26 protein-coding genes are annotated in these 23,199 nt (G+C 66.3%); 4 read left to right on the top strand and 22 right to left on the bottom strand.

The annotated features are described in order from the left end of the window. The first annotated feature begins 99 nt into the window (after positions 1-99). Entirely contained in the window at positions 100-714 is a 615-nt protein-coding gene (locus LQ144_RS05615; protein WP_230117582.1) for a methyltransferase, read from the top strand. Here LQ144_RS05615 and dapF read toward each other — a convergent pair. From dapF to LQ144_RS05585, 6 genes are all read right to left on the bottom strand, one after another. After that, complete coding sequence (dapF, locus tag LQ144_RS05610; RefSeq protein WP_230117581.1) at positions 695-1,639, bottom strand: diaminopimelate epimerase; 945 nt, start codon at positions 1,637-1,639, stop codon at positions 695-697. The genes LQ144_RS05615 and dapF overlap by 20 nt on opposite strands. 120 nt (positions 1,640-1,759) lie before the next feature. Then, entirely contained in the window at positions 1,760-2,632 is an 873-nt protein-coding gene (gene miaA, locus LQ144_RS05605; RefSeq protein WP_230117580.1) for a tRNA (adenosine(37)-N6)-dimethylallyltransferase MiaA, read from the bottom strand. A gap of 88 nt (positions 2,633-2,720) precedes the next feature. Continuing rightward, positions 2,721-4,265 (bottom strand): tRNA (N6-isopentenyl adenosine(37)-C2)-methylthiotransferase MiaB, encoded by a 1,545-nt coding sequence (miaB, locus tag LQ144_RS05600; protein ID WP_290369721.1) that lies wholly within the window; start codon positions 4,263-4,265, stop codon positions 2,721-2,723. Between the two features lie 22 nt (positions 4,266-4,287). Then, on the bottom strand, positions 4,288-4,758 hold the full coding sequence (locus tag LQ144_RS05595) for a regulatory protein RecX (protein ID WP_230117579.1): 471 nt from the start codon (positions 4,756-4,758) through the stop codon (positions 4,288-4,290). A gap of 124 nt (positions 4,759-4,882) precedes the next feature. Beyond that, positions 4,883-5,932, bottom strand: coding sequence for a recombinase RecA (gene recA / locus LQ144_RS05590; RefSeq protein ID WP_230117578.1), 1,050 nt, complete (start codon positions 5,930-5,932; stop codon positions 4,883-4,885). A 207-nt stretch (positions 5,933-6,139) separates the two neighbouring features. Further along, positions 6,140-6,364, bottom strand: a complete 225-nt coding sequence (locus LQ144_RS05585) for a DUF3046 domain-containing protein (protein ID WP_230117577.1) — start codon at positions 6,362-6,364, stop codon at positions 6,140-6,142. Positions 6,365-6,406: 42 nt separating this feature from the next. Between LQ144_RS05585 and LQ144_RS05580 the strand changes: the two genes are divergently transcribed. Further along, positions 6,407-6,916, top strand: coding sequence for a MarR family transcriptional regulator (locus LQ144_RS05580; RefSeq protein WP_230117576.1), 510 nt, complete (start codon positions 6,407-6,409; stop codon positions 6,914-6,916). Between the two features lie 104 nt (positions 6,917-7,020). On the opposite strand, the gene LQ144_RS05575 is transcribed toward LQ144_RS05580, so the two are convergent. The 8 genes from LQ144_RS05575 to LQ144_RS05540 form a co-directional block, all read right to left on the bottom strand. Then, positions 7,021-7,473 carry a helix-turn-helix transcriptional regulator gene (locus tag LQ144_RS05575; RefSeq protein ID WP_230117575.1) on the bottom strand — a complete coding sequence of 151 codons (453 nt, stop codon included), beginning with the start codon at positions 7,471-7,473 and terminating at the stop codon, positions 7,021-7,023. Positions 7,474-7,611: 138 nt separating this feature from the next. After that, positions 7,612-8,106 carry a CinA family protein gene (locus LQ144_RS05570; RefSeq protein ID WP_230117574.1) on the bottom strand — a complete coding sequence of 165 codons (495 nt, stop codon included), beginning with the start codon at positions 8,104-8,106 and terminating at the stop codon, positions 7,612-7,614. A 2-nt stretch (positions 8,107-8,108) separates the two neighbouring features. Beyond that, positions 8,109-8,792: a CDP-diacylglycerol--glycerol-3-phosphate 3-phosphatidyltransferase gene (gene pgsA, locus LQ144_RS05565; RefSeq protein ID WP_230117573.1), complete on the bottom strand. Its 684-nt coding sequence runs from the start codon at positions 8,790-8,792 to the stop codon at positions 8,109-8,111. A 24-nt stretch (positions 8,793-8,816) separates the two neighbouring features. Next, the gene (locus tag LQ144_RS05560) at positions 8,817-11,732 is read right to left on the bottom strand and encodes a DNA translocase FtsK (protein WP_230117572.1); all 2,916 of its coding nucleotides are present in this window, start codon (positions 11,730-11,732) and stop codon (positions 8,817-8,819) included. Positions 11,733-11,825: 93 nt separating this feature from the next. Further along, complete coding sequence (locus LQ144_RS05555) at positions 11,826-13,517, bottom strand: ribonuclease J (protein WP_230117571.1); 1,692 nt, start codon at positions 13,515-13,517, stop codon at positions 11,826-11,828. A 42-nt stretch (positions 13,518-13,559) separates the two neighbouring features. After that, positions 13,560-14,468: a 4-hydroxy-tetrahydrodipicolinate synthase gene (gene dapA, locus LQ144_RS05550; protein ID WP_230117570.1), complete on the bottom strand. Its 909-nt coding sequence runs from the start codon at positions 14,466-14,468 to the stop codon at positions 13,560-13,562. 97 nt (positions 14,469-14,565) lie between these two features. Continuing rightward, positions 14,566-15,324 (bottom strand): carbon-nitrogen hydrolase family protein, encoded by a 759-nt coding sequence (locus LQ144_RS05545; protein ID WP_230117569.1) that lies wholly within the window; start codon positions 15,322-15,324, stop codon positions 14,566-14,568. 9 nt (positions 15,325-15,333) lie between these two features. Next, the gene (locus tag LQ144_RS05540; RefSeq protein WP_230117568.1) at positions 15,334-15,726 is read right to left on the bottom strand and encodes a hypothetical protein; all 393 of its coding nucleotides are present in this window, start codon (positions 15,724-15,726) and stop codon (positions 15,334-15,336) included. Between the two features lie 103 nt (positions 15,727-15,829). Here LQ144_RS05540 and LQ144_RS05535 point away from each other — a divergent pair, with 103 nt between their 5' ends. Continuing rightward, positions 15,830-17,065, top strand: coding sequence for a heparan-alpha-glucosaminide N-acetyltransferase domain-containing protein (locus LQ144_RS05535; RefSeq protein ID WP_230117567.1), 1,236 nt, complete (start codon positions 15,830-15,832; stop codon positions 17,063-17,065). Positions 17,066-17,095: 30 nt separating this feature from the next. Here the strand turns inward: LQ144_RS05535 and LQ144_RS05530 are convergent, their stop codons facing one another. Next, positions 17,096-17,584 (bottom strand): hypothetical protein, encoded by a 489-nt coding sequence (locus LQ144_RS05530; RefSeq protein ID WP_230117566.1) that lies wholly within the window; start codon positions 17,582-17,584, stop codon positions 17,096-17,098. Positions 17,585-17,589: 5 nt separating this feature from the next. After that, positions 17,590-18,348 carry a 4-hydroxy-tetrahydrodipicolinate reductase gene (dapB, locus tag LQ144_RS05525; protein ID WP_230117565.1) on the bottom strand — a complete coding sequence of 253 codons (759 nt, stop codon included), beginning with the start codon at positions 18,346-18,348 and terminating at the stop codon, positions 17,590-17,592. 129 nt (positions 18,349-18,477) lie between these two features. On the opposite strand from dapB, the gene LQ144_RS05520 reads away from it, so the two are divergent. Then, positions 18,478-18,843: a hypothetical protein gene (locus LQ144_RS05520; protein WP_230117564.1), complete on the top strand. Its 366-nt coding sequence runs from the start codon at positions 18,478-18,480 to the stop codon at positions 18,841-18,843. Positions 18,844-18,918: 75 nt separating this feature from the next. Here the strand turns inward: LQ144_RS05520 and LQ144_RS05515 are convergent, their stop codons facing one another. The 6 genes from LQ144_RS05515 to glp form a co-directional block, all read right to left on the bottom strand. Beyond that, on the bottom strand, positions 18,919-19,176 hold the full coding sequence (locus LQ144_RS05515; protein WP_230117563.1) for a hypothetical protein: 258 nt from the start codon (positions 19,174-19,176) through the stop codon (positions 18,919-18,921). 406 nt (positions 19,177-19,582) lie between these two features. Then, the gene (locus LQ144_RS05510) at positions 19,583-20,344 is read right to left on the bottom strand and encodes a MerR family transcriptional regulator (RefSeq protein ID WP_230117562.1); all 762 of its coding nucleotides are present in this window, start codon (positions 20,342-20,344) and stop codon (positions 19,583-19,585) included. Positions 20,345-20,457: 113 nt separating this feature from the next. After that, entirely contained in the window at positions 20,458-20,922 is a 465-nt protein-coding gene (locus LQ144_RS05505; RefSeq protein ID WP_230117561.1) for a molybdenum cofactor biosynthesis protein MoaE, read from the bottom strand. After that, positions 20,912-21,424 (bottom strand): MogA/MoaB family molybdenum cofactor biosynthesis protein, encoded by a 513-nt coding sequence (locus LQ144_RS05500; protein ID WP_230117560.1) that lies wholly within the window; start codon positions 21,422-21,424, stop codon positions 20,912-20,914. Before LQ144_RS05500 ends, LQ144_RS05505 begins: the two co-directional genes overlap by 11 nt. Then, on the bottom strand, positions 21,421-21,915 hold the full coding sequence (moaC, locus tag LQ144_RS05495; protein ID WP_230117559.1) for a cyclic pyranopterin monophosphate synthase MoaC: 495 nt from the start codon (positions 21,913-21,915) through the stop codon (positions 21,421-21,423). Before moaC ends, LQ144_RS05500 begins: the two co-directional genes overlap by 4 nt. Beyond that, positions 21,903-23,192, bottom strand: a complete 1,290-nt coding sequence (glp, locus tag LQ144_RS05490; protein WP_230117558.1) for a gephyrin-like molybdotransferase Glp — start codon at positions 23,190-23,192, stop codon at positions 21,903-21,905. The genes moaC and glp overlap by 13 nt, the downstream gene beginning before the upstream one ends. Positions 23,193-23,199: the final 7 nt, after the last annotated feature.

Below are 23,199 nucleotides of genomic sequence, written 5' to 3'. Positions count from 1 at the left end.
AGGGCCGGCTACTCAAAGATCAAGAACATGCCTTTTAGATTAGCAGACGCGCACCCTCCGGTTTCCCATCCGGCGGGCGGCCCACTAATCTGGCCAGTTATGGAGTCTGCCCACTATTTCAGCGCCTCGCCCGCAGGGCCGTTTACCCGCAAGCAGCTCACGGTGGAACTCGCCGGCGAAACGCGCAAGCTGCAGACCTCCTCCGCCATCTTCAGCCCTGACGGCATCGACAAAGGCACGGCGGTCCTGCTGGCGGACGTTCCTGCCCCGGCCCCGCAGGGAAACCTGCTGGACATTGGCTGCGGCTGGGGGCCGATTGCCCTGACGATGGCCCTCCGGGCGCCGCACGCCAAGGTGTACGCGGTGGACGTCAACGAACGCTGCATCACGCTCACGAACGAGAACGCCGAACTGCTGGGCCTAGGCAACCTCGCCGCCAGCGCGCCGGAGGCCGTTGATCCGGACCTGCGCTTCGACACGATCTGGTCCAACCCGCCGATCCGGATCGGCAAGGATGAACTGCATTCGCTGCTGATGCTGTGGCTGCCCCGGCTGGCACCGGGGGGTTCTGCCTGGCTGGTGGTGCAGAAGAACCTTGGCTCGGATTCGCTTCAGCGCTGGCTGGCGGGGGCGCTCGACGGTTCCTTTACGGTGACCCGCGAGAGCACGTCGAAGTCGTTCCGGATCCTGCGGGTCAGGAAAGCGTCCCGCTAGCGACAATCGTTGCCGGGCCGCTCAGCTCCACGTGTTCGTGCCCGTCTGCCACGGTAAAGAATTTAACCCCGACGACGCCGCCCGGTACTTTCACGTGCCAGGCGTCCGGTGCGCCCTGGCCGGCCCAGTGACGGATGGCCACGGCGGCGGCGCACGCGCCCGTTCCGCACGACTGCGTTTCGCCGACGCCGCGCTCGTGCACGCGCATGGTCACGGTGCCGACCCCGTCGTGGACCAGCGGCTCGGCCGGAACGACGAACTCGACGTTGGTGCCGTGTTCCGGCGTGGGATCAACATGGGGTGCGGTGAAGAGCTTCGTGCCCTCAAGTTCTGACAGCTCGGCCAGGGCGACCACCGTGTGCGGGTTTCCCATGCTGACGGACAGCGCCGGCCGCGGCACTTCGAGTCCGTCGGCGCTGACGAGGGAATCCATGGCGCGGGCCGCTGCCTCGGCCGGAAAGATGAACTCCCACGGCCCCATGTCCACCGCGTAGCCGCCAGCAGTACGGACAATGGTCTTCACGCCGCCGCGGGTGCCGATGGTCAGCGAGCCGCCCGGAGGCAGTTCAGCGAGGCCCTCGGCGAGGAGGAAGTGGACGAAGACCCGGACTCCGTTGCCGCACATCTCGGACAGTGAGCCGTCACCGTTCCGGTAGTCCATGAACCATTCGGCGTCGGGGCTTCCGGTCAACAGCTCGCGGCCCTCGTCAAGCAGCCGGGACGGGACAGCCCGGATGAGTCCGTCGCCGCCGATGCCTCTGTGGCGGTCGCACAGCCCCACAACCTGCCCGGGGGAAATGGAATGCATGCCCTCGGGGTCGGCAATCAGAACGAAGTCGTTGCCCGTCCCATGGCCCTTGGAGAAGCGCAGACCGCTCAGCTGTGAGATGGCGGGCTCAGCGGTTTCTGCAAGGGTTTCATCCATGCGTCAAGGTTACCCGCACGCCGCTGGCGGCCGAAAACCGGCCCCTCCCGCCTCGATGGCATTCCGGACGGGGTGGCCTAACGGACGGGCGCGCCTTCCGGACGGGCGCGCCTTCCGGGGTCAGCGGCAGAACGCCGCGGCCTTGGCGGCCAGGGCGGGGTCCTGCCAGTCCAGCCAAGAGATGCGCGGGTCGGCCCGGAACCAGGTGAGCTGGCGGCGGGCGAACTGCCGGGTGGCCACGATGGTCTCCTCAGCGGCCAGCGCAACGTCCGCTTCGCCGTCGAGCACTTTGAGGAACTGGGCGTAGCCCAGGGCGCGCGGCGCGGTCCGGCCGCGGCGCAGGCCCGCGGCATCCAGCCTTTCAACCTCGGCCAGCAGTCCGCGGTCCACCATGCGGTGGACGCGTTCGGCCAGCCGCCCCCGCAGGACTTCGCGGTCAACCTCAAGGCCGATCTGAACGGTGGGCTGGAAGTACTCACGGTTTGGCATGAATGAACTGAACGGGCGTCCCGTCAGTTCGAAGACCTCCAGCGCCCGGATGATCCGGCGGACGTCCCCGAGCCGGCCGGCGGACACCGGGTCAACATCCCGCAATCGTTCAAGGAGGGGGGCCGTCCCGGCGGCGGCGTGTTCCTGCTCAAGGCGGGCGCGGATGTCAGGGTCGGTGCCCGGGAATTCCAGAACGTCCAGGGCGGCCCGGACGTAGAGCCCGGAACCTCCCACCACTATGGCGCGCCGTCCCCGCCGGTGGATGCCGGCGACGGCCGCCCTTGCCTGCTGCTGGAAGTCCGACACGGACGCTTCCTCGGTGACGCCCAGGATGTCCAGCAGGTGGTGCGGCACTCCCCTGCGCTCGGCCTCCGTGACCTTGGCCGTCCCAATGTCCATGCCGCGGTAGAACTGCATGGCGTCGGCGTTAATGACCTCGCCACCGAGTTCCAGGGCGAGTTCGACGGCGAGGTCGGATTTTCCAGAACCTGTCGGCCCGACCACGGCGATGACGGGAGGCTGTCCTTCTGGGCCCTTGGCTCCGGAGGTTGAGGCTTGGGAAGTGACTGTTCCGGGACTGGCGGCCACAGGGCTAGCGGCCGCGGACCGGAAGGGACGGCATGCCGAGCGAGACGCCGGATTTACCTCCCGCGGCGGCCGGCGCCGGTGCACCACAGGAGTCGGCCTGCGACCTGTCCCATGCGTCACCGGCGCGCGAGCGGCGCAGGGTGTAGTCTCCTGAGTTTTCCGGGTCGGCAACCAGGTGGAAGGCTGCAGCTTCGGTGATGGTGACCGTGACCAGATCGCCCGGCCTGGGCGCCTGGGCGCCCGCCGGTACGGAGAAGTGGACGAGCCGCTGGTCCTGGGACCGGCCGGACAACCGGTGGGTTTCCTCGGCCTTGCGGCCGGACTGGGCGGTTACCATGACCTCGACGCGGCGTCCGAGCTGCTTGGCGTTCTCCTCTGCGGCGATGCGGTCCTGGAGTGCCGTGAGCCGTTCGAAGCGTTCCTGCACGACGGCTTTGGGCAGCTGGTCCGGAAGGTCAGCCGCCGGCGTGCCGGGCCGCTTGGAGTACTGGAACGTGAAGGCGGTGGCGAAGCGCGACGTTTCGACGACGTCCAGGGTTGCCTGGAAATCTTCCTCGGTCTCCCCCGGGAAGCCGACGATGATGTCGGTGGAAATTGCGGCGTGCGGGATCTTCTCCCGGACCTTATCCAGGATACCGAGGAATTTCGCGGAACGGTAGGACCGCTTCATGTCCTTGAGGACCTTGTCCGAACCAGACTGCAGGGGCATGTGCAGCTGGGGCATGACGTTCGGCGTATCCGCCATGGCGTCGATGACGTCGTCGGTGAAGGCCGCCGGGTGGGGACTCGTGAAGCGGACCCGTTCCAGGCCCGGAATGTCACCGCAGGCGCGGAGCAGCTTGGAGAAGGCCTGGCGGTCGCCGAACTCCACGCCGTACGAGTTCACGTTCTGGCCGAGAAGGGTCACTTCGATGGCGCCGTCATCCACGAGCGCCTGAACCTCGGCGAGGATGTCTCCGGGCCTGCGGTCCTTCTCCTTGCCCCGCAGCGCCGGCACGATGCAGAAGGTACAGGTGTTGTTGCAGCCCACCGAGATGGATACCCAGCCGGAATACACGGAATCGCGCTTGGTGGGAAGCGTGGACGGAAAGACGTCCAGCGACTCAAGAATCTCCAGCTGGGCTTCGTTGTTGTGCCGCGCGCGGTCCAGGAGTGCAGGCAGGGCACCTACGTTGTGCGTTCCGAAGACCGCGTCCACCCACGGCGCCTTCTTCAGGATGGTCTCGCGGTCCTTCTGCGCCAGGCAGCCACCCACGGCTATCTGCATCCCCGGGTTGGCTTCCTTGACCGGCGCCAGCATTCCCAGGTTGCCGTACAGCTTGTTGTCTGCGTTTTCCCGTACGGCGCAGGTGTTGAACACCACGACGTCGGCCTGGCCGCCGTCAGCGGGAACGTAGCCTGCCGCCTCAAGCATCCCGGCCATCCGTTCGGAATCGTGCACGTTCATTTGGCAGCCGAATGTGCGTACCTGGTAGGTGCGGGGCGCGGCGGACGCGTCAGCTGCTGCGGGGACGGTGCCGGATGCGGGGGAAGGGTAGGTCAGACTCACCCGTTAAGCGTACCGGCTGTGCCTAGCTCCCCGACGCGGCGTCGAGCACTTCGCCTACGATCCGGAAGGCCTGCGAGGGCTGGTACCCCTTGCGGGCCAGCATGGACGCCAGGCGCCGCATGGTTTTGTCGCGCTCGGCGCGGTCCGACAGGTCGGTGCCGGGCCGGAGCTTGCGCTCCACCAGATGGCGGGCGGCGGCTTCCTCGTCGTCGTCATTGAGCTGCTCCAGAGCCGAAGCAGCCGTGTCCGGATCAATGCCCTTGTCCGCCAGCTCACGGCGCAAGGCACCCTTGGCCAGCTTGCGGGACTGAGCGCGGCTCCGCACCCACATATCGGCGAACTCTGCGTCGTCGACGAGTTTGACCTCTTCAAAGCGGTCGAGGACTGCTGCCGCAACATCCCCGGGCACATTGCGTTCGGCCAGCTTGCGCTCCAACTGGAGCCTGCTCTTAGGCGAACTGGTCAGCTGCCGCAGCACAATCGCTCGAGCCACCGACGCCGGATCGGGCTCCCTGTCCTCCGGCGGCCCGGACGCCGGACCGGACAGTGGACCCGCAGGACCGGAAAGTGGTGTTGAGGCCGGCTCGGCGGGGCCTGACCGGCCCCGCCGCCTGCTGTTAGAAACCGTCAACGGCCTTCAGCTTCGGTGAGGCCTCGGCATCCGCCGGCTTCACTCCGACCCCGAGCTTTTCCTTGATGAGCCGCTCCAATTCCGCAGCCAGTTCAGGGTTGTCGCGGAGGAAGCGCCGGGAATTCTCCATGCCCTGGCCGAGCTGGTCGCCGTCGTAGGTGAACCATGAGCCCGACTTCTTGATGATGCCGTGCTCCACACCCATGTCGATGATGCCGCCCTCGCGGGAGATGCCCTGTCCATAGATGATGTCGAATTCGGCGATCTTGAACGGCGGGGCCATCTTGTTCTTGACGATCTTCGCCTTGGTACGGTTGCCGACCGAATCCGCGCCTTCCTTCAGGGTCTGGATGCGGCGGACGTCGATGCGGATAGACGCGTAGAACTTCAGCGCCTTACCACCGGTGGTGGTTTCGGGTGAGCCGAAGAACACACCGATCTTTTCGCGGAGCTGGTTGATGAAGATGGCAGTGGTCTTGGTCTGGCTCAGCCGACCAGTGATTTTTCGCAGGGCCTGGCTCATGAGGCGGGCCTGCAGGCCGACGTGACTGTCACCCATGTCGCCTTCAATTTCCGCCCGGGGCACCAGCGCCGCCACGGAGTCGATGACGATGACGTCGAGGGAGCCGGAGCCGATGAGCATATCCATGATTTCAAGCGCCTGCTCGCCGGTATCCGGCTGGGAGACGAGCAAGGCATCCGTGTCCACGCCGAGCTTGGCGGCATATTCAGGATCCAGGGCGTGCTCGGCGTCAATGAAGGCCGCAATGCCGCCCAGCCGCTGGGCGTTTGCCACGGCGTGCAGGGCGACGGTGGTCTTACCGGAGGACTCCGGACCGTAGATTTCCACCACACGGCCACGCGGCAGCCCGCCAATTCCCAAGGCCACGTCCAAGGCGATGGACCCCGTCGGGATGACCTCGATGGGGGCGCGGACTTCATCGCCCAGCCGCATGACGGAGCCTTTTCCGAACTGTTTGTCTATCTGGGCAAGCGCTGCTTCAAGCGCCTTTGCACGATCCGGGGCTGCCGCCATGGTTCACACCTCTAATGCTTTCTCGCTGTGGAGTGGGCCTGCGCGGCCCCTTTTCTCTGTCATCACTGACGCTAGCGCCGCCCTCTGACATTGTTGCCGGGTGGCACTGCGTATGTGGATAACCCGCTGAAAAAAGCATAGTCCTACCCGAACAGATATTCGAACAATCGGTCGGCGTGTCAGGAGTCTGCCAGCGGGCGGGGCGGTTTAGTTGCGGCTGGGCTTGACGTCCCTGCCGAGCCGCCGCTCCGCCGGCACGTCCTGGACGTCGCAGACTGCGAGCCAGACATCGCGGGGGCTGACGCCGGCGGCCAACGCTTGGTCCGCAGTCCGTCCCCCCACACCCGCGAGGACCAGCGAACTGCTGAGCACGCGGGAGTAGCCAGCGCCGAATTCATCGTCCATGAGCCGCCAAAAATCACTAATCCGCACGACATAGAGTCTCTCACGCCCGCGGACTCTAGAATGGTTGCCATGAGCAACCCCGTTGACGTCCCCGGAGTGTCCGCCCCCTTCGAGGACACCATGGATACCGCACTGAAGTCAGTGGAGCATCAGATCAGCATCTTCTGGCGGCGCGCCCGCTCCGTCTCGCAGCAGCTTTCACGTCAGGTTCACCCGGACATGGAGCCTGCGGCCTACGGCCTGCTCACCATGATCCGCCAGACGGGACCCATCCGGCTGACCGAACTGGCCTCCTGCATCGGCGTGGGCAAACCGTCGGTGAGCCGGCAGATTGCCTTCCTGGAAAGTATCGGCCTGGTACTCAAGGAAGCGGACCCGCTGGACGGTCGCGCGCAGACGATCCGGCTCACGCCCAAGGGCGAAGAGAAAATGCACCAGGTACAGGACGCCAGGCGGGAAGTGTTCCGCGAGCGGCTGGGCGAATGGCCGGTGGCGGATCTTGAGGCCCTCGCCACCTATATGGCCAAGCTCAACGCAACTTATGAACGTGACGGGTTTCCCAAAGACGGCGCCCTCTAAGGACGGCGCCCTTTAGGAGACGACAAAAGGCCTCCGGCTTGTGCCGAAGGCCTTCATCTTGGATCTGTAATGCCTTGGGTTCTGTAGGTCCGGGTTGCGTTAGGCTACCGTGCGCCGGACAGCAGGCCCTTGGCCAGTTCGTTGTTGAGTTCAGTGCTGAGATCGCGCTCAAGATCCCGGCCGTAACGCTGGGAAAATTCCTGCGGAACGGTGTCCGGTACGGCTACGCCTTCGGCCACTGCCACGCGGTCGCTGACCTCACGGAGCATGATGGACAACGGAACATCCAGGGCTGAGCAGATCGAGGACAGCAGCTCCGAGGAGGCTTCCTTCTGCCCGCGCTCCACTTCACTGAGGTAGCCCAAGGAAACTCGGGCGCTGTGCGAGACTTCGCGGAGGGTACGCCCTTGACGCTGGCGGACGTCGCGCAGAACATCACCAATTTCGTGACGAAGTACTACCATCTTGCGCTCCTTCTGTTCGCTCTTGGCCTGATCGGCGAGGCCCACATCCTTCCAGCGGACAACGCCGTTCACGGATACGGGCTGCTTTACCATCTGTATCGCCTTGCTCCCTCATGAGTCCGGTTCGCTGTGACGCGAACCGTAGTTGGTCTTTTCATCCTAGGCGCCTCCGTATTGTGGAAGCGACACAAAGTAACAACTATTCGGTAATGCTTTTTGTTCCCGGCAACCTTACTCCCGGTAGCCGATCGACGCGAGGGCCTCCTGTAGCCGCTCCAGCGCCGCCTCACACGCCAGGGCCCTGATCTCCGCCCGGGTGCCTTCAAAGCTGTAGGGATACGACGAGGAGCCCTGCGCTGTGGCGACGCCGATGTACACCGTACCCACCGGCTTGCCGTCGTGCTCGTCCGGCCCTGCCACGCCCGTGGTGGACACGGCCAGGTCTGCGCCGCAGGCGCTCCGCGCACCCTCGGCCATGGCCGCCGCCACTTCGCCGTCAACCGAGCCAACGGCGTCGAGCAGTTCCTGCGACACGTGGAGAACATCCCGTTTGACGGTATTGCTGTAGGAAACGACGCCGCCACGCAGCATGGCCGACGCACCCGGCGTGTCCGCCAGCATTGCCGTGACCATGCCGGCAGTCAGTGATTCGGCGGTGGCCACGGTGACGCCGCGCCGGACGGCCGCGGCAACAGCCTCCCCGGCGATTCGGTGAAGGTTGGACATGCCTATCCCTCCTGTGCTTCCGGCTTGTGGTTTTCCGATTTCTGGTGCCCGTCCGCTGGGAGTTCCCCGGCCCTGCGCAGCAGGCCCTGGGCGCGGACCTTCATTGCTTCAATGACGTATTCGACGCCGGTCCACACCGTGATGAGCACCGCCACGAGCATGACGGCGAGGGCCACCCAGACCAGCCATGGCGCAATGGCTGACAGCGGGAGCAGGTAGAGGAAAATCGCGGCGGTCTGCACGACGGTCTTGAGCTTTCCGCCACGGGAGGCTGGGATCACGCCATAGCGGATGACGAAGAACCGCAGCGCCGTGATCCCCCACTCGCGGACGAGGATGACCAGTGTGATCCACCAGGGCAGCTCGTTCAGGACCGATAGCATGACCAGGGCGGAACCGATCAGCAGCTTGTCGGCAATGGGATCGGCTATTTTTCCGAAATCGGTAACCAGTCCCCGGCTCCGGGCGATGTCGCCATCGAGCTTGTCCGTGTAGATGGCGACGGCGAAGGCCGCCACCGCAGCCCAGCGCCACGGCCCGGATTCGCTCCGCAGGCCGGGAGCATCAGCGACGAGGAACCACACAAAGAACGGCACCAGCACGATGCGGAGCATGGTGAGGATGTTCGGAAGATTCCAGATTCCGGAGCTGCTGGAGCCGGCCGCGGTCGCTTCGGTGCTAGTCACTCTCCTAGGCTACCGTCTTCTCAGCTACCGTCCGGTGAGGGACCAGGCGTCTTCGGAACCGTCCTCGTCGTCGCCGGAGCTGGCGTCGGCGCCGTCGTAGTACTCAACGTTCTGGGCGCGGTTGTCCAGATCAGCCGCCACGAGGTCCTCGGCATAGCCGCCCTGGGCGATGTTGGCATTGGCGTTGTCACTCAGGGCCGCGGTCTGTGAATCAGGAGCAGCCGGGGATTCCTGGCCCTTCATGGCGGCCAGCACCGTGGCGAGGTCATCGGGCTTGACCAGCACGTCGCGGGCCTTGGATCCCTCGGAGGGGCCCACCACTCCCCTGGACTCAAGCAGGTCCATGAGGCGGCCGGCCTTCGCGAAGCCCACACGCAGCTTGCGCTGCAGCATCGATGTTGAGCCGAACTGCGTGGTGACCACCAGCTCGGTGGCCTGCAGCAGCACGTCGAGGTCGTCTCCGATGTCGTCGTCGATCTGCTTCTTCGGCGCTTCGGCGGCGACGTCGTCGCGGTACACGGCCTTGAGCTGGCCCTTGACGTGCTCCACGACCTGGTGGATCTCGGACTCCGTGACCCAGGCGCCCTGAACACGCATCGCCTTGGAGGCGCCCATGGGCAGGAAGAGGGCGTCGCCCTGGCCGATCAGCTTCTCCGCTCCTGGCTGGTCAAGGACCACGCGGGAGTCGGTCACTGAGGACGTCGCGAAGGCCATGCGGGAAGGCACGTTGGCCTTGATCAGGCCTGTGACGACGTCCACGGAAGGCCGCTGCGTGGCCAGGACCAGGTGGATGCCGGCCGCACGGGCCAGCTGGGTGATCCTGACGATGGAGTCTTCGACGTCGCGCGGGGCCACCATCATGAGGTCGGCGAGTTCGTCGACGATCACCAGCAGGTAGGGGTAGGGGCGGATGACGCGTTTGGAATCCACCGGCGGGTGGACCTTGCCGGCCCGGACGGCCTTGTTGAAGTCGTCGATGTGCTTGAAGCCGTAGTTGGCGAGGTCGTCGTAGCGCGCGTCCATCTCGCGGACCACCCACTGCAGGGCTTCGGCGGCTTTCTTGGGGTTGGTGATGATGGGCGTGATCAGGTGCGGGACGCCCTCGTAGGCCGTGAGTTCCACGCGCTTGGGGTCCACCATGACCATGCGGACCTCATCGGGCGTGGCCCGCATCAGGATTGACGTGATCATCGAGTTCACGAAGGAGGACTTGCCGGCGCCGGTGGCGCCGGCAACGAGCAGGTGGGGCATTTTGGCGAGGTTCGCCACCACGTAGCCGCCCTCGACGTCCTTGCCGACGCCCATCACCATGGGGTGGTCGGTGCGGCGGGCGTTCTGGCTGCGGAGGACGTCGCCGAGGGAGACCGTCTCGCGGTCCGTGTTGGGGATCTCGATGCCGATGGCTGACTTGCCGGGGATGGGGCTCAGGATGCGGACGTCAGAGCTGGCCACCGCGTAGGAGATGTTCTTGGACAGGGCGGTCACCCGCTCCACCTTGGTGCCCGCGGACAGTTCTATCTCGTACCGGGTGACGGTGGGGCCGCGGCTGAAGCCAGTTACCTGCGCGTCCACGTTGAACTGGTTCAGCGTGTCCGTCAGAGAGGCCACGATGGCGTCATTGGCTTCGGTGCGCTCCTTGGGAATGGAACCGGGAGTCAGCACGTCCGACGACGGCAGCGTATAGGTGACGTCGCCAGCCAGCGACAGCTGCTCCGTGCGCTGCGGGATGGGTGTGGGCAGCGGCGCGGGTGCCACCGGCTTCGACGGAACCTGCGCGGCTGCCGCGGCAGCCGGAGCGGCGTTCAACGAACCTGCCGCCACCATCCCCGGCGTTACCAGCGGGATGGCCTCGGTGGCATTGTCTTCGGCGGCGCCCGCCGTAGTTTCCCGGTTCGAGGCCCCGAGGCCTTGGGCAGCCTTGATCTTCTCGACGGCGATCTCCGCCTGGGTGGGGCGGCGGACGCCGGGCGCCACCGCTGAGGAACCCTTGCCGGAAGACGCAGGCGGGGCGTCGTCGTCAATGACGGCATGCTCAAAGGCCTCGTCCCCGACGTAGCCTTCCAGGCGGGCGTCGGAGTCCTGGTCTTTGCCGAAGAGCCGCTTGCGCTTCTTCTTCGGCGCTGCCGGAGCGCTGTTTTCGTAAAGATAGCTGCGGTCGTGGCTATCGCCGTCGTCGTCCTGAAGGTCGATGCCCATCAGGTGCTCATAGGCCCCCCGCAGCCGGCGCGGGATCGCGCCGAACGGCGTGGCCGTGACGATGAGCACGGAAACAAAGGCCAGCAGCCCGTAGAGTGCCAGCGGAACGGCAGCGTGAATGGCCGCCAGCGGGGACGCCGCGAGGAATCCCAGCATGCCGCCCGCCCGGCGGAGGCCGTCGAAGCCCTCGCTGACGGTGGGCTGGCCGCCGATGATGTGGGCGAGCCCGCAGCCCGCGCAGGTCATGATGAGGAAACCGATCCCCACCCGGTTGTTTCCGCGGCCGTCGGCCGGCTGGCGGAACAGCCGAAACGCGCAGACGAACAGCATGAGCGGCAGCACCAGGGACATCCAGCCGAAGGTGCCGTTGACGACGGCGTAGACCGCATCCGGGAACCAGCCCCGGAGGCCCCACCAGGCGAAGGTGGCGATGAAGACCGCCAGCGCAAGGTTGAACAGGGCGGCACCGTCACGCCGCTCTTCCGGTGCGAGGTCGCTGACGTCATGGCCGATCCGGCGCACTCCCCCGCCCACGAGGTGCCCGATGCCCTGCCAGGCGCCGCCGGCCACGCGCAGCAGCCACGGCTGGTGCGGTTCGACGGCGGCCAGCTGGCGCGTGCGGGCGGTTCCGCCGGACGCTCCGGCCCGGCTGGATTTTGATGCCGGAGAACCGGCGCGGCCTGCGGACGTGCCTGTCTTAGCGCTCGGAGTACGTTTTGGCGCGGGGGAAGTACGTGTGGCCATATGTGCCACGGTACTCCAACCCAGGCCGGATTCCGCGGATTTCCGGGCCTTGGGGGCTGTGTTCACCCGCTCCCAAGGCCCGGCGGCGCCCGTTTAGGCCTCCAGGACCACCGGAATGATCATGGGCTTACGGCGGAGCTTGCGGTTTACCCAGGTGCCGACCACACGCCGGACAACCTGCTGCAACTGGTGCGTGGTGTGGTCCGTCCGGTTGAGCACGGCTTCCTCAAGCGCGGCATTGATCCTGGGGATAATGTCGTCGAAAACCGAGTCGTCTTCGGCGACGCCGCGGGCGTGGATCTCCGGGCCCGAAACCACTTTGCCGGTGGCGCGGTTGATGACCGTGATGATGGAGATGAAACCTTCATCCCCCAGAACGCGGCGGTCCTTGAGATCGGCGTCGGTGATTTCGCCCACGCTTGAACCGTCCACGTAGACGAAGCCGACCTCAACCTGGCCCACCACGTCAGCCTGGTGGTCCCGGAGATCGATCACCGTGCCGTTGTCCGCGAGCAGGATGCTCGCGTCGGGCACACCCGACTCCTCGGCAATTTTTCCGTTGGCGATCAGGTGGCGCGTCTCCCCGTGGACGGGCATCGCGTTGAGCGGCTCGAGGATGTTGTAGCAGTACAGCAGCTCGCCGGCCGCGGCATGGCCCGAGACGTGGACCTTGGCGTTTCCCTTGTGGATGACGTCCGCGCCCAATTTGAGCAGACCGTTGATGATGCGGAAAACCGCGTTCTCGTTGCCCGGAATGAGGCTTGACGCCAGAATGACGGTGTCGCCTTCGCCCACCACCACCGGGTGGTCACCATTGGCCATGCGGGACAGCGCGGCCATCGGCTCACCCTGGGAACCGGTGGACATCAGCACCACGCGGTTGTCGGGGAGGTTCCCGATGTTCTTGACGTCAACGAGGATGCCGTCCGGCACGTCCAGGTAGTCAAGCTTCGCGGCGATGGCCATGTTGCGGACCATGGAGCGGCCCACAAAAGCAACTTTACGGTTGTGCTTCGCCGCGGCGTCCAAAACCTGCTGGACGCGGTGGACGTGCGACGAGAAGGAGGCCACGATGATGCGCTTGCTGGCCTGCCCGAAGAGCCGGTCCAGTGTGGGTCCGATTTCCTTTTCAGCGGTGGTAAATCCGGGGACATCCGCGTTCGTGGAGTCGGACATGAACAGGTCCACGCCCTCTTCGCCGAGGCGGGCGAAGTGGCGGAGGTCGGTGATCCGGCCATCCAGCGGCAGCTGGTCCATTTTGAAGTCGCCGGTGTGCAGGACGGTGCCGCCTGCGGTGCGGAGGAAGACCGCCAGGGCATCCGGAATCGAGTGGTTGACGGCCACGAACTCACATTCGAACGGGCCGAACTTCTCCACTTGTCCTTCTACCACCGTGAGCGTGTACGGCTTGATCCGGTGTTCCTGCAGCTTGGCCTCGATGAGGGCAAGCGTCAGCTGCGATCCGACCAGCGGGATGTCGCTGCGGAGCCTGAGCAGGTACGGAACGGCACCAATATGGTCCTCGTGACCATGGGTCAGCACCACGGCAACGATGTCGTCAAGCCGGTTTTCGATGTACGAGAAATCGGGCAGGATCAGGTCCACGCCGGGCTGCGTTTCCTCAGGGAACAGGACGCCGCAGTCCACGATCAGCAATTTGCCGTCGATTTCGAAGACGGCCATGTTGCGGCCGATCTCGCCCAACCCGCCGAGCGGAACGATCCGCAGGGTTCCTTGGGGAAGTCGGGGAGGCGTGACAAGGCCGGGTAGCGCTACTTGGGTCATAATGCACTTCTTTCCAGGCGGAAGAGTGCCGGTCTCAGTCCGTCAGGAAAAGACCAGCCCTCCCTCCGCCAAGTCCTCGCGGATGATTTCGATCTCGGCTTCGTCCGGCTCCACGAGGGGCAAACGGACAATCGAGTTGGGCAGGACTCCCTGCCATTTAAGAATTTGCTTGGCCGCAACGGCTCCCTGGACACGGGTCATCGTTGCGCGCACCACGGGCTGCAGCTCGAAGTTGATCTTGCGGGCCGTTCCGAGGTCGTTCGCATTGACGGCGTCGATAAGGTCCCGGAAGCGGCGGGTAGCAACGTGGGTTGTGACACCCACCAGTCCTACGGCGCCCAGGGCCATCCAAGGAAGGGTCAGTCCGTCGTCCCCGGAGTAGAAGAGAAGGTCGGTCTCTGCCATGACGCGTGTGGCCGCAGTGAAGTCTGCCTTGGCATCCTTGACGGCGACGATATTCGGGTGCTGGGCAAGACGGATCATGGTGTCGGGCTCGATCGGAATGGAGGAGCGGCCCGGAATGTCGTACAGCATGACGGGGACATCTGTTGACGACGCGATGGTCTCGAAGTGTGCGCGGACGCCGGCCTGGCTGGGCTTGTTGTAGTAGGGCGTGACGAGCAGGAGGCCATCGACGCCGAGGGCGGCCGCCTGCTGGGAAAGATGCACGGAGTGCGCCGTGTCGTTGGTCCCGGTGCCGGCGATAATGGCGGCCCGCCCCCCGACAGCGTCCTTGACAGCGCGGAACATTCCGAGGTTTTCCTCGTCCGTGAGGGTAGAGGTCTCACCTGTGGTTCCGGTAACCACCAGGCCATCGCAGCCGTCGTCCACGAGCTTGCTGGCCAACTCCGCCGCCTGCCCGTAATCCACTTGGCCTTCCTTGGTGAAGGGCGTGACCATCGCGGTCAGGAGGGTACCAAGAGCAGGAATGTTCGCGGAAGTGTCAGCCATGGGAAAAACGTTACCCTGTCACCTGCACGTTAGGACAATGGCCGGCACGTGATGATGGTCAAACACCTGGCTGCCGTCAAATTGCGGCGCCGGCTCGTCACATGGCGGGATGCCGGTACCGATCGAGGGCACCCCGGCGCAGAACCGCCGTGACAACTTCCGTTCCGCTCCCCGCCGCGTGCTTCATGACCAGGCCGTCCGGGCCCCAGAAACCGCTCAGGCCGCAGGACGGTCCCAGCGGCGTGTGGCCGCCAAGGTTTGCAAGGACCGTGTACATGCGGTTGTCCATGGCCCGCGCTCCCAGATGCAGCCCCAGCCGGTGCCCTTCGCCCTGGGTGTACAGCGCAGATACGGCGTAAACGTCCGCGCCGCCCCCGGCCGCGGCACCCGAGTGGCCGGGGTGGGCTGCGTCGAAGCAGACGGCCAGGGCTATTTTCCAGCCGTCCACAGTCAGGATGGCGGGACCCGGACCGGCGGTGAACAGCGCCTCCTCACCGCCGTGGAGGTGGGTCTTGAAGGCTGCCTCTTCAGATCCGTTCGGATGGACGGCCAGGGATACGAGCCTCGGTGTCCCGTCCGCTGTCCGCAGCGCCGCACCCACGACGGCGGTCACTCCGGTTCGGCGGCAGATCTCCCGGACCGCGCTGAGGCGCGCGTCGCCCGGCACCAGCCACTCGTCCGCGTTCCGGAACAACGGCAGGTTGTACCCGGTCAGGGACAGTTCGGGGAAGATGACGAGCCGGGCGCCGTGGGAATCGGCGTCCTCGATGAGGCGGACGTGTTCGGGTATGTTGGCCCCGATCCCGCCCGCGACGGCCTCGTATTGGATGGCGGCTACAGTCAGCGCTCCGGTCACGGCTCCATCCTAGGCGGGACCGTTCCCCGCACAGTAGCGGCCCACAGCCGTCTCCCGCAGCGACTCTGCCCAGGACGCCAGCCGCTGGGCGGCGCGAACGTAGTGGAACAGCTCCGTGGGCGTCAGCGCCTCAACGTCGGTCTCCGACAGGCGGCGGGCCAGCTCCGCGCCGGGGGCCTGGGCTGAGAGGGGGATCCCCTCACGCCCCCATTGCACGTCTTCGGCGGGCTCGCCTGCGACGAGCCGCCGGAAGAGGTAGTCCACCACTCCCGGGCTCATCGCTTTCAGCGGTCCGTCATTGCCGCGCCTCGGTGCGGCGCGGTGAACGGAGCAGCTGTCCCCCGCCTGCTGTCCCGGCTGATGACGCGATGGGTTGACCTGGTGCCCGGATGAGTTGATCATGCGGAAATACTATTCGAACATATATTCGAACACAAGACCCGCGGCAGCGGGAGATGAATGCCCGGTCAGAAAACGTCATGGCGGGATGTGAGACGATCACATCATGACCTCGCGGAGCACGGCTGCATCGTCCAGAACAGCAAAAGGACCTGCAACCGGCACCCGCCTCGCGGGCATCGACGCCGCTCGCGGCCTCGCCCTCCTGGGGATGATGGCCACGCACCTGCTGCCCACGTTCGAGGCGGATGCCGCCCTGACTCCCACGTGGATCGGGCTGACATTTTCCGGCCGTGCTGCGGCCCTCTTTGCCGTCCTGGCCGGAGTCGGGCTGGCCCTGTCCACCGGCAAGCAGCGCCCCCTGGAAGGCGGAGCCCTCACAGCTGCCCGGCGGGGCATTGCCCTGCGAGCGCTGGTGATTGCCGTCGTCGGCCTGGCCCTGGGCGGCCTGGACGTCAACATCGCAGTGATCCTCGTGCACTATGCCGTGCTCTTCCTGTGCATCCTGCCCTTCATCGGGCTGCGGCTGAAGGCCCTGTGTGCCTGGGCGGCAGGCTGGATCCTCGGCTCCCCCGTGCTGGCATTCCTGCAGCGGCCATGGCTGATGGCCGCGGATCCGCCCCTGCAGCTCGATCACAACCCGGGCTGGGAGGACCTGTCGGCTCCCGGCCGGCTGCTCGGTGACCTGTTCCTGACGGGCTATTACCCCGTGGTCCAGTGGATTTCCTATCTGCTGGTGGGCCTCATCATCGGCAGGCTGGCACTGACGACGTCGCTACTCCCGGTGCTGCTGCTGGTAGGAGGTACCGCTGTGGCCGCCTTCGCCAAGGTTCTGGGCACGGCGGCCATGGAGGAATGGGGCGGCCACGCCGCATTACAGTCGATCCTCACTGATCCCAACTACCCCCTGGGCAGCCTCCTGCAGGTCAACCTGGCCGGGGTGCGGCAGGAGGGCTCGTGGTGGTGGCTGGCGTCCAGCGCACCGCATTCGGGGACCACCCTCGACCTGCTCCATACAAGCGGCGTGGCCGCGGCCGTCGTCGGACTCTGCCTCCTCGTGGGCCGGCTGGGCGAATGGCTGGACCTGGACCTGCTGCTGCCGCTGCGCGGCGCCGGTGCCATGACCCTGACCCTGTACACCGCGCACGTATGCGTGGTGGCCTCGTTCCACCTCAAGCCGCTGCCGCCGGGATGGACCGAGGACGGGATGTACTTTGCCCACGCCGCGCTGGCTGTGCTGATAGGGATGGCCTTCGTGATCCTGAAGAAGCGCGGCCCGCTCGAATGGCTTGGCCACGCCGCGAACCAGGTGGGACGGCACGAGCCGGTCAGGGTCCGGTAGCCCGGGTTCCGTCAGCAGGATCCGGGCGGCTTATCCCGCCAGGGCACCCTTGGAGGTGCGAAAAAGCCGAACGGCGTCGCGCATGGAAGAACGGGCTCGCTTGCGGTCGCCGGCGGCGTCGTACGCGCAGCTGAGGCGGAACCAGGAACGCCAGTCGTCCGGGGCTGCCTCCGTTTCGGCCCGGTACTTCTCGAATTCCTGGTCCGCGGCGGCGCGGACGATCCTTCCTGCCGGCGTGCGGGGCAGGTTGTCAACGGGCAGGCCGCCTTCGGCCTCGAGCACGCGCGCCATCTGTTCGGTGCGGGCACCGAACAGCAGTTCACGGATAAGGGCCCACGCGCCGATGACGGGCAGGACGAGGTACGCCGCGCCGATCGCCTTGGCAACGGGCTCCGGATCCGTCAGCAGAAGCACGGAGCGCTGCAACGAGACAATGAGATAGAAGACCAGGAGGAGCGTCACTGCCCCAACCCAGATCTTGGTGCGGTTCTTCGCCAGCTGGCCAAGGAGTGGTTTCACAGTTTCTACAGCCCCAGATCCAGGTAGCCGTCCAGGCCAACGGTCAGTCCGGGGTGGTGCGCGACGTTCCGCACGCCCAGGAGGACCCCCGGCATGAACGAGGCCCGGTCGAACGAATCATGGCGGATCGTCAGCTGTTCCCCCGGCCCCCCGAGCAGGACCTCCTGGTGCGCTACGAGGCCGCGAAGCCGTACGCTGTGCACGCGGACGCCGTCAACGTCGCACCCGCGGGCGCCAGCAAGCCCGCTGGTGGTGGCGTCCGGGCTGGGATCCATCCCGGCCGCTGCCCGCTCTGCTGCGATCAGCTGGGCGGTGCGGACGGCGGTGCCGGAGGGCGCGTCAACCTTGTCCGGGTGGTGGAGCTCGATGATTTCCACGGATTCGAAGTATTTGGAGGCCTTGGCGGCGAACGCCGACGCCAGCACCGAGCCAAGGGCAAAGTTCGGCGCAATCAGGACGCCGACTTTCTGGTTGCCGGCGAGCAGCGTTTCAAGCTTCTCAAGCCGTGCTGCGTCCCAGCCCGTTGTGCCCACCACGGCATGCATGCCGTTCTCCACGGCAAAATGGACGTTCTCCTCCGTGCTCTCCGGAACGGTGAGGTCCACGACGAATCGGGCCCCGGCGCTGAGCAGTGTGTCCAGGGAATCGCCACGCCCCAAGGCTGCGACGAGCTTCATGTCGGGAGCCGATTCAACGGCCTTGACTGCTTCGGCGCCCATGCGCCCATTCGCGCCAAGGACGGCGACAGCGAGTTGTTCGGTCATGGATTCAACCCTACCTTTCGCCCGGCCGGCGAAGGGAACCGGTCCCCATGCGTTACCTCCCGTGCCTGAGGGCGCCCAGAGGCCGCTGCGTGGCCGGCACGCTTATGAGAAGACTCTCAGACGAGTCTCATGCACCCCTCACGTTTGCCCCTCATCATGGAACTCCAGGGGGACAAGGATCGTGACTTCAACGAGCCGAAGGAGTCCGGAATGCGCATCGACACCCGCGATCTTCACGAGCACGTCGCTCCACAGCAGTGGGAGACCGCCGCCCCACAGGCGCCTGCGTGCGTTCAGCTGGGGAATCCGGAGCTCCGCCAGCAGATCCTGGACATCATCCTGGATGTCCTTTCCGATTCTGAACCTGTACGGCCCGAGGTCCGCGGCCGCCTCCTGCAACATCTGGCTGACAATCCCGGCCACCCGGAACGGGCTCTGCTGGAACATCTCCGGGACCCCGGCATCAAGGCAAACGGGGCACTGGAAGTCCTGTAACGGCCAGTTGCCTGGCTGCCAGAAGCCGCCCCTCACCCGCCGCACGCATGTGCGGCGGGGGCATGCATGGCGGCATTAAGGCCCCTCCAATTCCTGGAGGTGTGAGAGCAAGGCCCGCTCCGGGTTTCCCGGATTTTCCATCAGCTGCCACAGCAGCCTGCGCCGCACCTCGGGGGATGTCGTTGTTCCGGAAATGACGTCAGCGATGACGTCCAGGACCTGACCGCGCAGGGAAGGATCCCCAGCCCTCCGCTCCCTTGACCCGGACTCCAGTGGGTTCCCGGGGTAAAGCCCGTGCGGTCGGGCCTCCGTGTCGGGGTCTCCCGGCTCCATCGGCCCACTCCTTCCGCTCCAATCGGCCAGAGAGCCCCTTCGCCCACTGACCTGAGACCCGCCCGGGCTAGTCGTCCGGGCGTGCCCGGCAAGCCGGCCAGCCGTCGCAACGGCTGGCCGGCTTTCCCCGGCGAGCATCATCGTGTCGCGCTTCTGCTACGAAAACCCGGACCGGGGACCCCCTGTCCTAAGCCCCCTGCCCCCCACGAGCGGGAACCACCCCCATGAGGGGGGCAGCGGGGGACCATGTGGCGGGGATGCAGGGTGCGGCTTTCCTCAAGACGCCCGGGCGAAAGTTGGAGTGTCCTGAAGTCGAAGATCGCCGCGAACCCTCGGCTGCAGGACTGCCGGGTCCGGACGCACTCCCCCCAGAAGCTCCGGACCCGGCTATACCCCTCAGCTCTCCTCAGCCCTGGAGATGCCGCTCGGCATAGATGCGAAGAGCATCGCGGACGAAGCCCGCTCCGGCCTCGCCGCCATAATTTGCTGCGAAACGCGGATCGGCGACATACATCTCGCCAAGGCCCACCACGTATCCCTTCCTGTCGCCGCCCCGGGACGCCGGTGTCCCCGGGATGGCGGTGAGCCAGTCGACGTGGCGTCGCGCCAGGTCCTGCGCCTCAGCACTGTCGGCTGCGGCGCCCGACCCTGCGGCGCGGATCCAGTCCGTCGCCAGATCCTGGGAGCCTTGCCGCCAGGCCTGCTTCTCCTCGGCACTCATTCCGCGCCACCAGGAGTCCCCCTGGGCGTAGGCGTCCTTCCCCCACCGTTCCTCGACCTCGTTTTTGTACTGTGTGTGGTCGAAACCGTCGAACATTTTTTCTGCCACGAGTTCCCCATCTCCTTTCAATGACTCAATGGTTTGCCGGACGGAGGCCGCCTGCCTGGCCAGCCTTGCCTGTTCCTGCTGCAGCCACGCAAGGTGCCCGCCGAGGGCCCTGACGGCATCCGTCTCCTGCCGGAGCACGTCAGAAATCACTGGCAGGCTGAGGCCCAGTTCGCGCAAAAGCAGGATGCGCTGCAGCTGGACCAGGGCAGCGGAGTTGTAGTACCGGTAGCCGTTATGGCCGGTCCGGCTCGGCCTGAGCAGTCCGATGTCGTCGTAATGGCGCAGCGTGCGGCTCGTCGTGCCGGCGATCTTCGCTATCTCCTGGATGGACCAGTCCATGCGTCCTCCCCTTGCCCATCAGCGGCCGGCCGGTCCGGCCCGCTAATGCGACTCTAAAGGTTGACGTTACGGAAGGGTCAAGGCCGCTTTTTTGCCGGGAAGTCACCCGCCGCTCAGGCTCCTGCCCCGACCCATTCCACGGTGCCATCGGCGAAGAACTGTTCCTTCCAGATGGGAACCTGTGCCTTGATGCGGTCAACGAGCTCGGAACATACGGCAAACGCCTGCCCCCGGTGTGCCGCGGATACCGCGCAGACCAGGGCGGGATCCCCGATTTCCAGGGGTCCTACCCGGTGGGCAGCCCAGATCTTCACCGGCGGTGCCTGGGCATCAGCACCGACGGCGTGTTCGGCCACCAGCTGCGCCACGACGTCGGCCATCACCTGGTGTGCCGTGGGGTGCGCGCTGTAGCTGAGCCGCTCGACTGCCTTCCCGCCGTCGTGGTTCCGCACCACGCCGCTGAAGCTGACCACGGCTCCTGCCGTGTCCGACTCCACGGCGGCGATGGCCTGGTCCACGGAGATGGGCTCGGTGCTCAGCACCGCGTGAACTACTTCAAAGGATGCTTCAGTGCCCATGTCCGCCCTCCAGCTGGTCACAGAGATGCCCGATCACCGGGTCCAGCACGGACAGGCCGTCCATGACGCCCTTGGGTGATCCGGGAAGATTAATAATGAAGGTCCTGCCGGCGGCGCCGGCGTGGCCCCTGCTGAGCATGGCGTGCGGGGTCTTGGCTATCCCGGCCTGGCGGATGCCCTCCATGATGCCGGGGATTTCGCGGTCCAGCAGCGGGAGCGTCATTTCCGGCGTGCGGTCGTCGGGGCTGAGTCCCGTGCCGCCGCTGGTGATCACGACGGCGGGCTGCTGGGTCAGGAGCGCGCGGATGGCCGCTCCCACCGGTTCGCCGTCGGGGACCACCATGGCGGGAAACGTCTCAAAACCGTGTTCGGTGAGCCAGTCGACAATGACGGGCCCGGTCTCGTCGCGGTACAAGCCGGCCGCGGCGCGCGTTGAGGCAATGACAACGCCTGCCTTCCGGCCCTGGACTTCGCCGTGGACGTGGGGTTGCGTGCCGCTCACAGTGTCCAGTCCCCGCTCTTGCCGCCACTTTTGGCGAGCACTTTGATGTCGGTCAGTACCGCGTGCTTGTCCACGGCCTTGATCATGTCGTAAACGCTCAGTGCAGCAACAGAGGCGGCAGTCAGGGCCTCCATCTCAACGCCGGTGACTCCCCTGGTCCTGACGGTGGCCAGGATGTCCACGGTATCCGGACCGAGTTCGAAGTCGACGGTCACCTTCGAAATCGGCAGCGGATGGCACAGCGGAATCAGTTCCGGTGTCTTCTTAGCCGCCATGATGCCGGCCACCCTGGCCACAGCCAGGGCATCGCCTTTGGGCAGCCCGCCGGTGCCCAGCAGCGCCAGGACCTCCGCGGTGCTGCGGACTGTTGCGGTGGCCGTGGCCTCACGCGTGGTCTCGGGTTTTCCTGAGACGTCCACCATTTGGGCGGTGCCGTCGTTGCGCAGGTGCGTAAGCCCGGCGCTGTCATTTTGTGCAGTCACAACATCCATACTTCCACTTCGGCGCCCTCGTCGAGCGCGGAGATTCCTTCAGGCACGTGGACCAGGGCGTTCGATTGCGCGAGTGCCCTGATGAGGTGGGAGCTTTCGCCGCCCTCGAGCCGCACGGTGCGGTCCGGCAGCAGCGTTCCCCGCCGCACCTGATGCTTGCCTGCCGGCGACGTCAGCGGCTGGGCGAGCCGGCCCTGGATCCTGGCCCGTGGCGCGGGCGAGCCGAAAAGTGCGCTGAGGACGGGACGCAGGAACATCTCGAACGAAACGAGGCAACTGACAGGGTTACCCGGAAACCCAAGGAAAGGGACGCCGTCGAACGTTCCGAGCCCCTGCGGGCCGCCCGGCTGCATCGCCACATGCTGAAAGACCACGGCCTGGCCGTCCATGGCCTGGCGCACCACTTCGTACGCGCCTTTGCTGACTCCCCCGGTGGTGACGATGAGGTCCACGGTGGCCGTGTGGCTGCGCAGGAGAATGCGCAGCGCGGCGGGGTTGTCGGTGGAGATGCCGGCCCTGACCACTGCCAGCCCCGCCTGCCGCAAGGACGATTCCAGCAGGGTGCCGTTGGCGTCGTAGATCTTGCCGTCCTCCAGTGGTTCGCCCGGTTCCACCACTTCATCGCCCGTAGTGACCAGCAGAACAGTCAGTGCAGGGTGGACCAGGACGTCCGGCAGTCCCAGTGCTGCGAGGAGCCCCAGCTGGCCCGGCCCCAAAAACGTGCCGGCGGGCAGGGCAATTTCCCCGGCCCGGATGTCGCTTCCTGCACGGCGGATGTACGTTCCGGCAGGCGCCGCGGGCAGCCGCACCGTCGCTACCTCGCCGGGCACCGGGAACCTCGCCGGAACAGCCCGCTCAACGGGCACGACGGCGTCGGCACCCGCCGGGACCATGGCTCCCGTCATGATGGGGGCCGCCTCGCCCGGCTGCAGCGGGACGGGACGCGAGCCGGCCGGAACCGGAGCCACAACCCGCAGTTCCGCGCCGCCGTCGGGCACGTCAGCAGCGCGGATGGCAAAGCCATCCATCTGGGAGTTGGCGAAGGATGGCAGGCTGACCGGTGCGGTCACGGTCTCCGCCAGCCCGCGGCCCAGGGCATCGGCGAGGGAAAGGCGCTCGGTGCGCCCTGCGGCCGGCAGCGGCTCAAGGAGCTCCCGGACGGCACGCCGGTGTTCGGCCACAGTGCGGTGGGCGTGGGCGGCGTGCCCCGTTTCGGCGGCTGCTGCCGGTGCGGAGGCGAAGGTGGCAGAGGCGTGCGGCTGCGGTTGGCTGTGCATGGTCCTG

Origin of the sequence: Arthrobacter sp. Bi83, assembly GCF_918698095.1 — a bacterium.
GTDB lineage: Bacteria > Actinomycetota > Actinomycetes > Actinomycetales > Micrococcaceae > Arthrobacter.
Note: the sequence above shows the minus strand (reverse complement) of the source record. Positions and strands in the feature narration are given on the sequence as shown.

Excerpts from the sequence above, each read along its gene's own strand:
- LQ144_RS05615 (WP_230117582.1), top strand. The coding sequence starts at position 100 with ATGGAGTCTGCCCACTATTTCAGCGCCTCGCCCGCAGGGCCGTTTACC.
- dapF (WP_230117581.1), bottom strand. The coding sequence starts at position 1,639 with ATGGATGAAACCCTTGCAGAAACCGCTGAGCCCGCCATCTCACAGCTG.
- recA (WP_230117578.1), bottom strand. The coding sequence starts at position 5,932 with ATGGCGGCAGCCCCGGATCGTGCAAAGGCGCTTGAAGCAGCGCTTGCC.
- LQ144_RS05580 (WP_230117576.1), top strand. The coding sequence starts at position 6,407 with ATGAGCAACCCCGTTGACGTCCCCGGAGTGTCCGCCCCCTTCGAGGAC.
- LQ144_RS05575 (WP_230117575.1), bottom strand. The coding sequence starts at position 7,473 with ATGGTAAAGCAGCCCGTATCCGTGAACGGCGTTGTCCGCTGGAAGGAT.
- LQ144_RS05570 (WP_230117574.1), bottom strand. The coding sequence starts at position 8,106 with ATGTCCAACCTTCACCGAATCGCCGGGGAGGCTGTTGCCGCGGCCGTC.
- LQ144_RS05560 (WP_230117572.1), bottom strand. The coding sequence starts at position 11,732 with ATGGCCACACGTACTTCCCCCGCGCCAAAACGTACTCCGAGCGCTAAG.
- LQ144_RS05555 (WP_230117571.1), bottom strand. The coding sequence starts at position 13,517 with ATGACCCAAGTAGCGCTACCCGGCCTTGTCACGCCTCCCCGACTTCCC.
- dapA (WP_230117570.1), bottom strand. The coding sequence starts at position 14,468 with ATGGCTGACACTTCCGCGAACATTCCTGCTCTTGGTACCCTCCTGACC.
- LQ144_RS05540 (WP_230117568.1), bottom strand. The coding sequence starts at position 15,726 with ATGATCAACTCATCCGGGCACCAGGTCAACCCATCGCGTCATCAGCCG.
- LQ144_RS05535 (WP_230117567.1), top strand. The coding sequence starts at position 15,830 with ATGACCTCGCGGAGCACGGCTGCATCGTCCAGAACAGCAAAAGGACCT.
- dapB (WP_230117565.1), bottom strand. The coding sequence starts at position 18,348 with ATGACCGAACAACTCGCTGTCGCCGTCCTTGGCGCGAATGGGCGCATG.
- LQ144_RS05520 (WP_230117564.1), top strand. The coding sequence starts at position 18,478 with ATGCACCCCTCACGTTTGCCCCTCATCATGGAACTCCAGGGGGACAAG.
- LQ144_RS05515 (WP_230117563.1), bottom strand. The coding sequence starts at position 19,176 with ATGGAGCCGGGAGACCCCGACACGGAGGCCCGACCGCACGGGCTTTAC.
- LQ144_RS05510 (WP_230117562.1), bottom strand. The coding sequence starts at position 20,344 with ATGGACTGGTCCATCCAGGAGATAGCGAAGATCGCCGGCACGACGAGC.
- LQ144_RS05505 (WP_230117561.1), bottom strand. The coding sequence starts at position 20,922 with ATGGGCACTGAAGCATCCTTTGAAGTAGTTCACGCGGTGCTGAGCACC.
- moaC (WP_230117559.1), bottom strand. The coding sequence starts at position 21,915 with ATGGATGTTGTGACTGCACAAAATGACAGCGCCGGGCTTACGCACCTG.
- glp (WP_230117558.1), bottom strand. The coding sequence starts at position 23,192 with ATGCACAGCCAACCGCAGCCGCACGCCTCTGCCACCTTCGCCTCCGCA.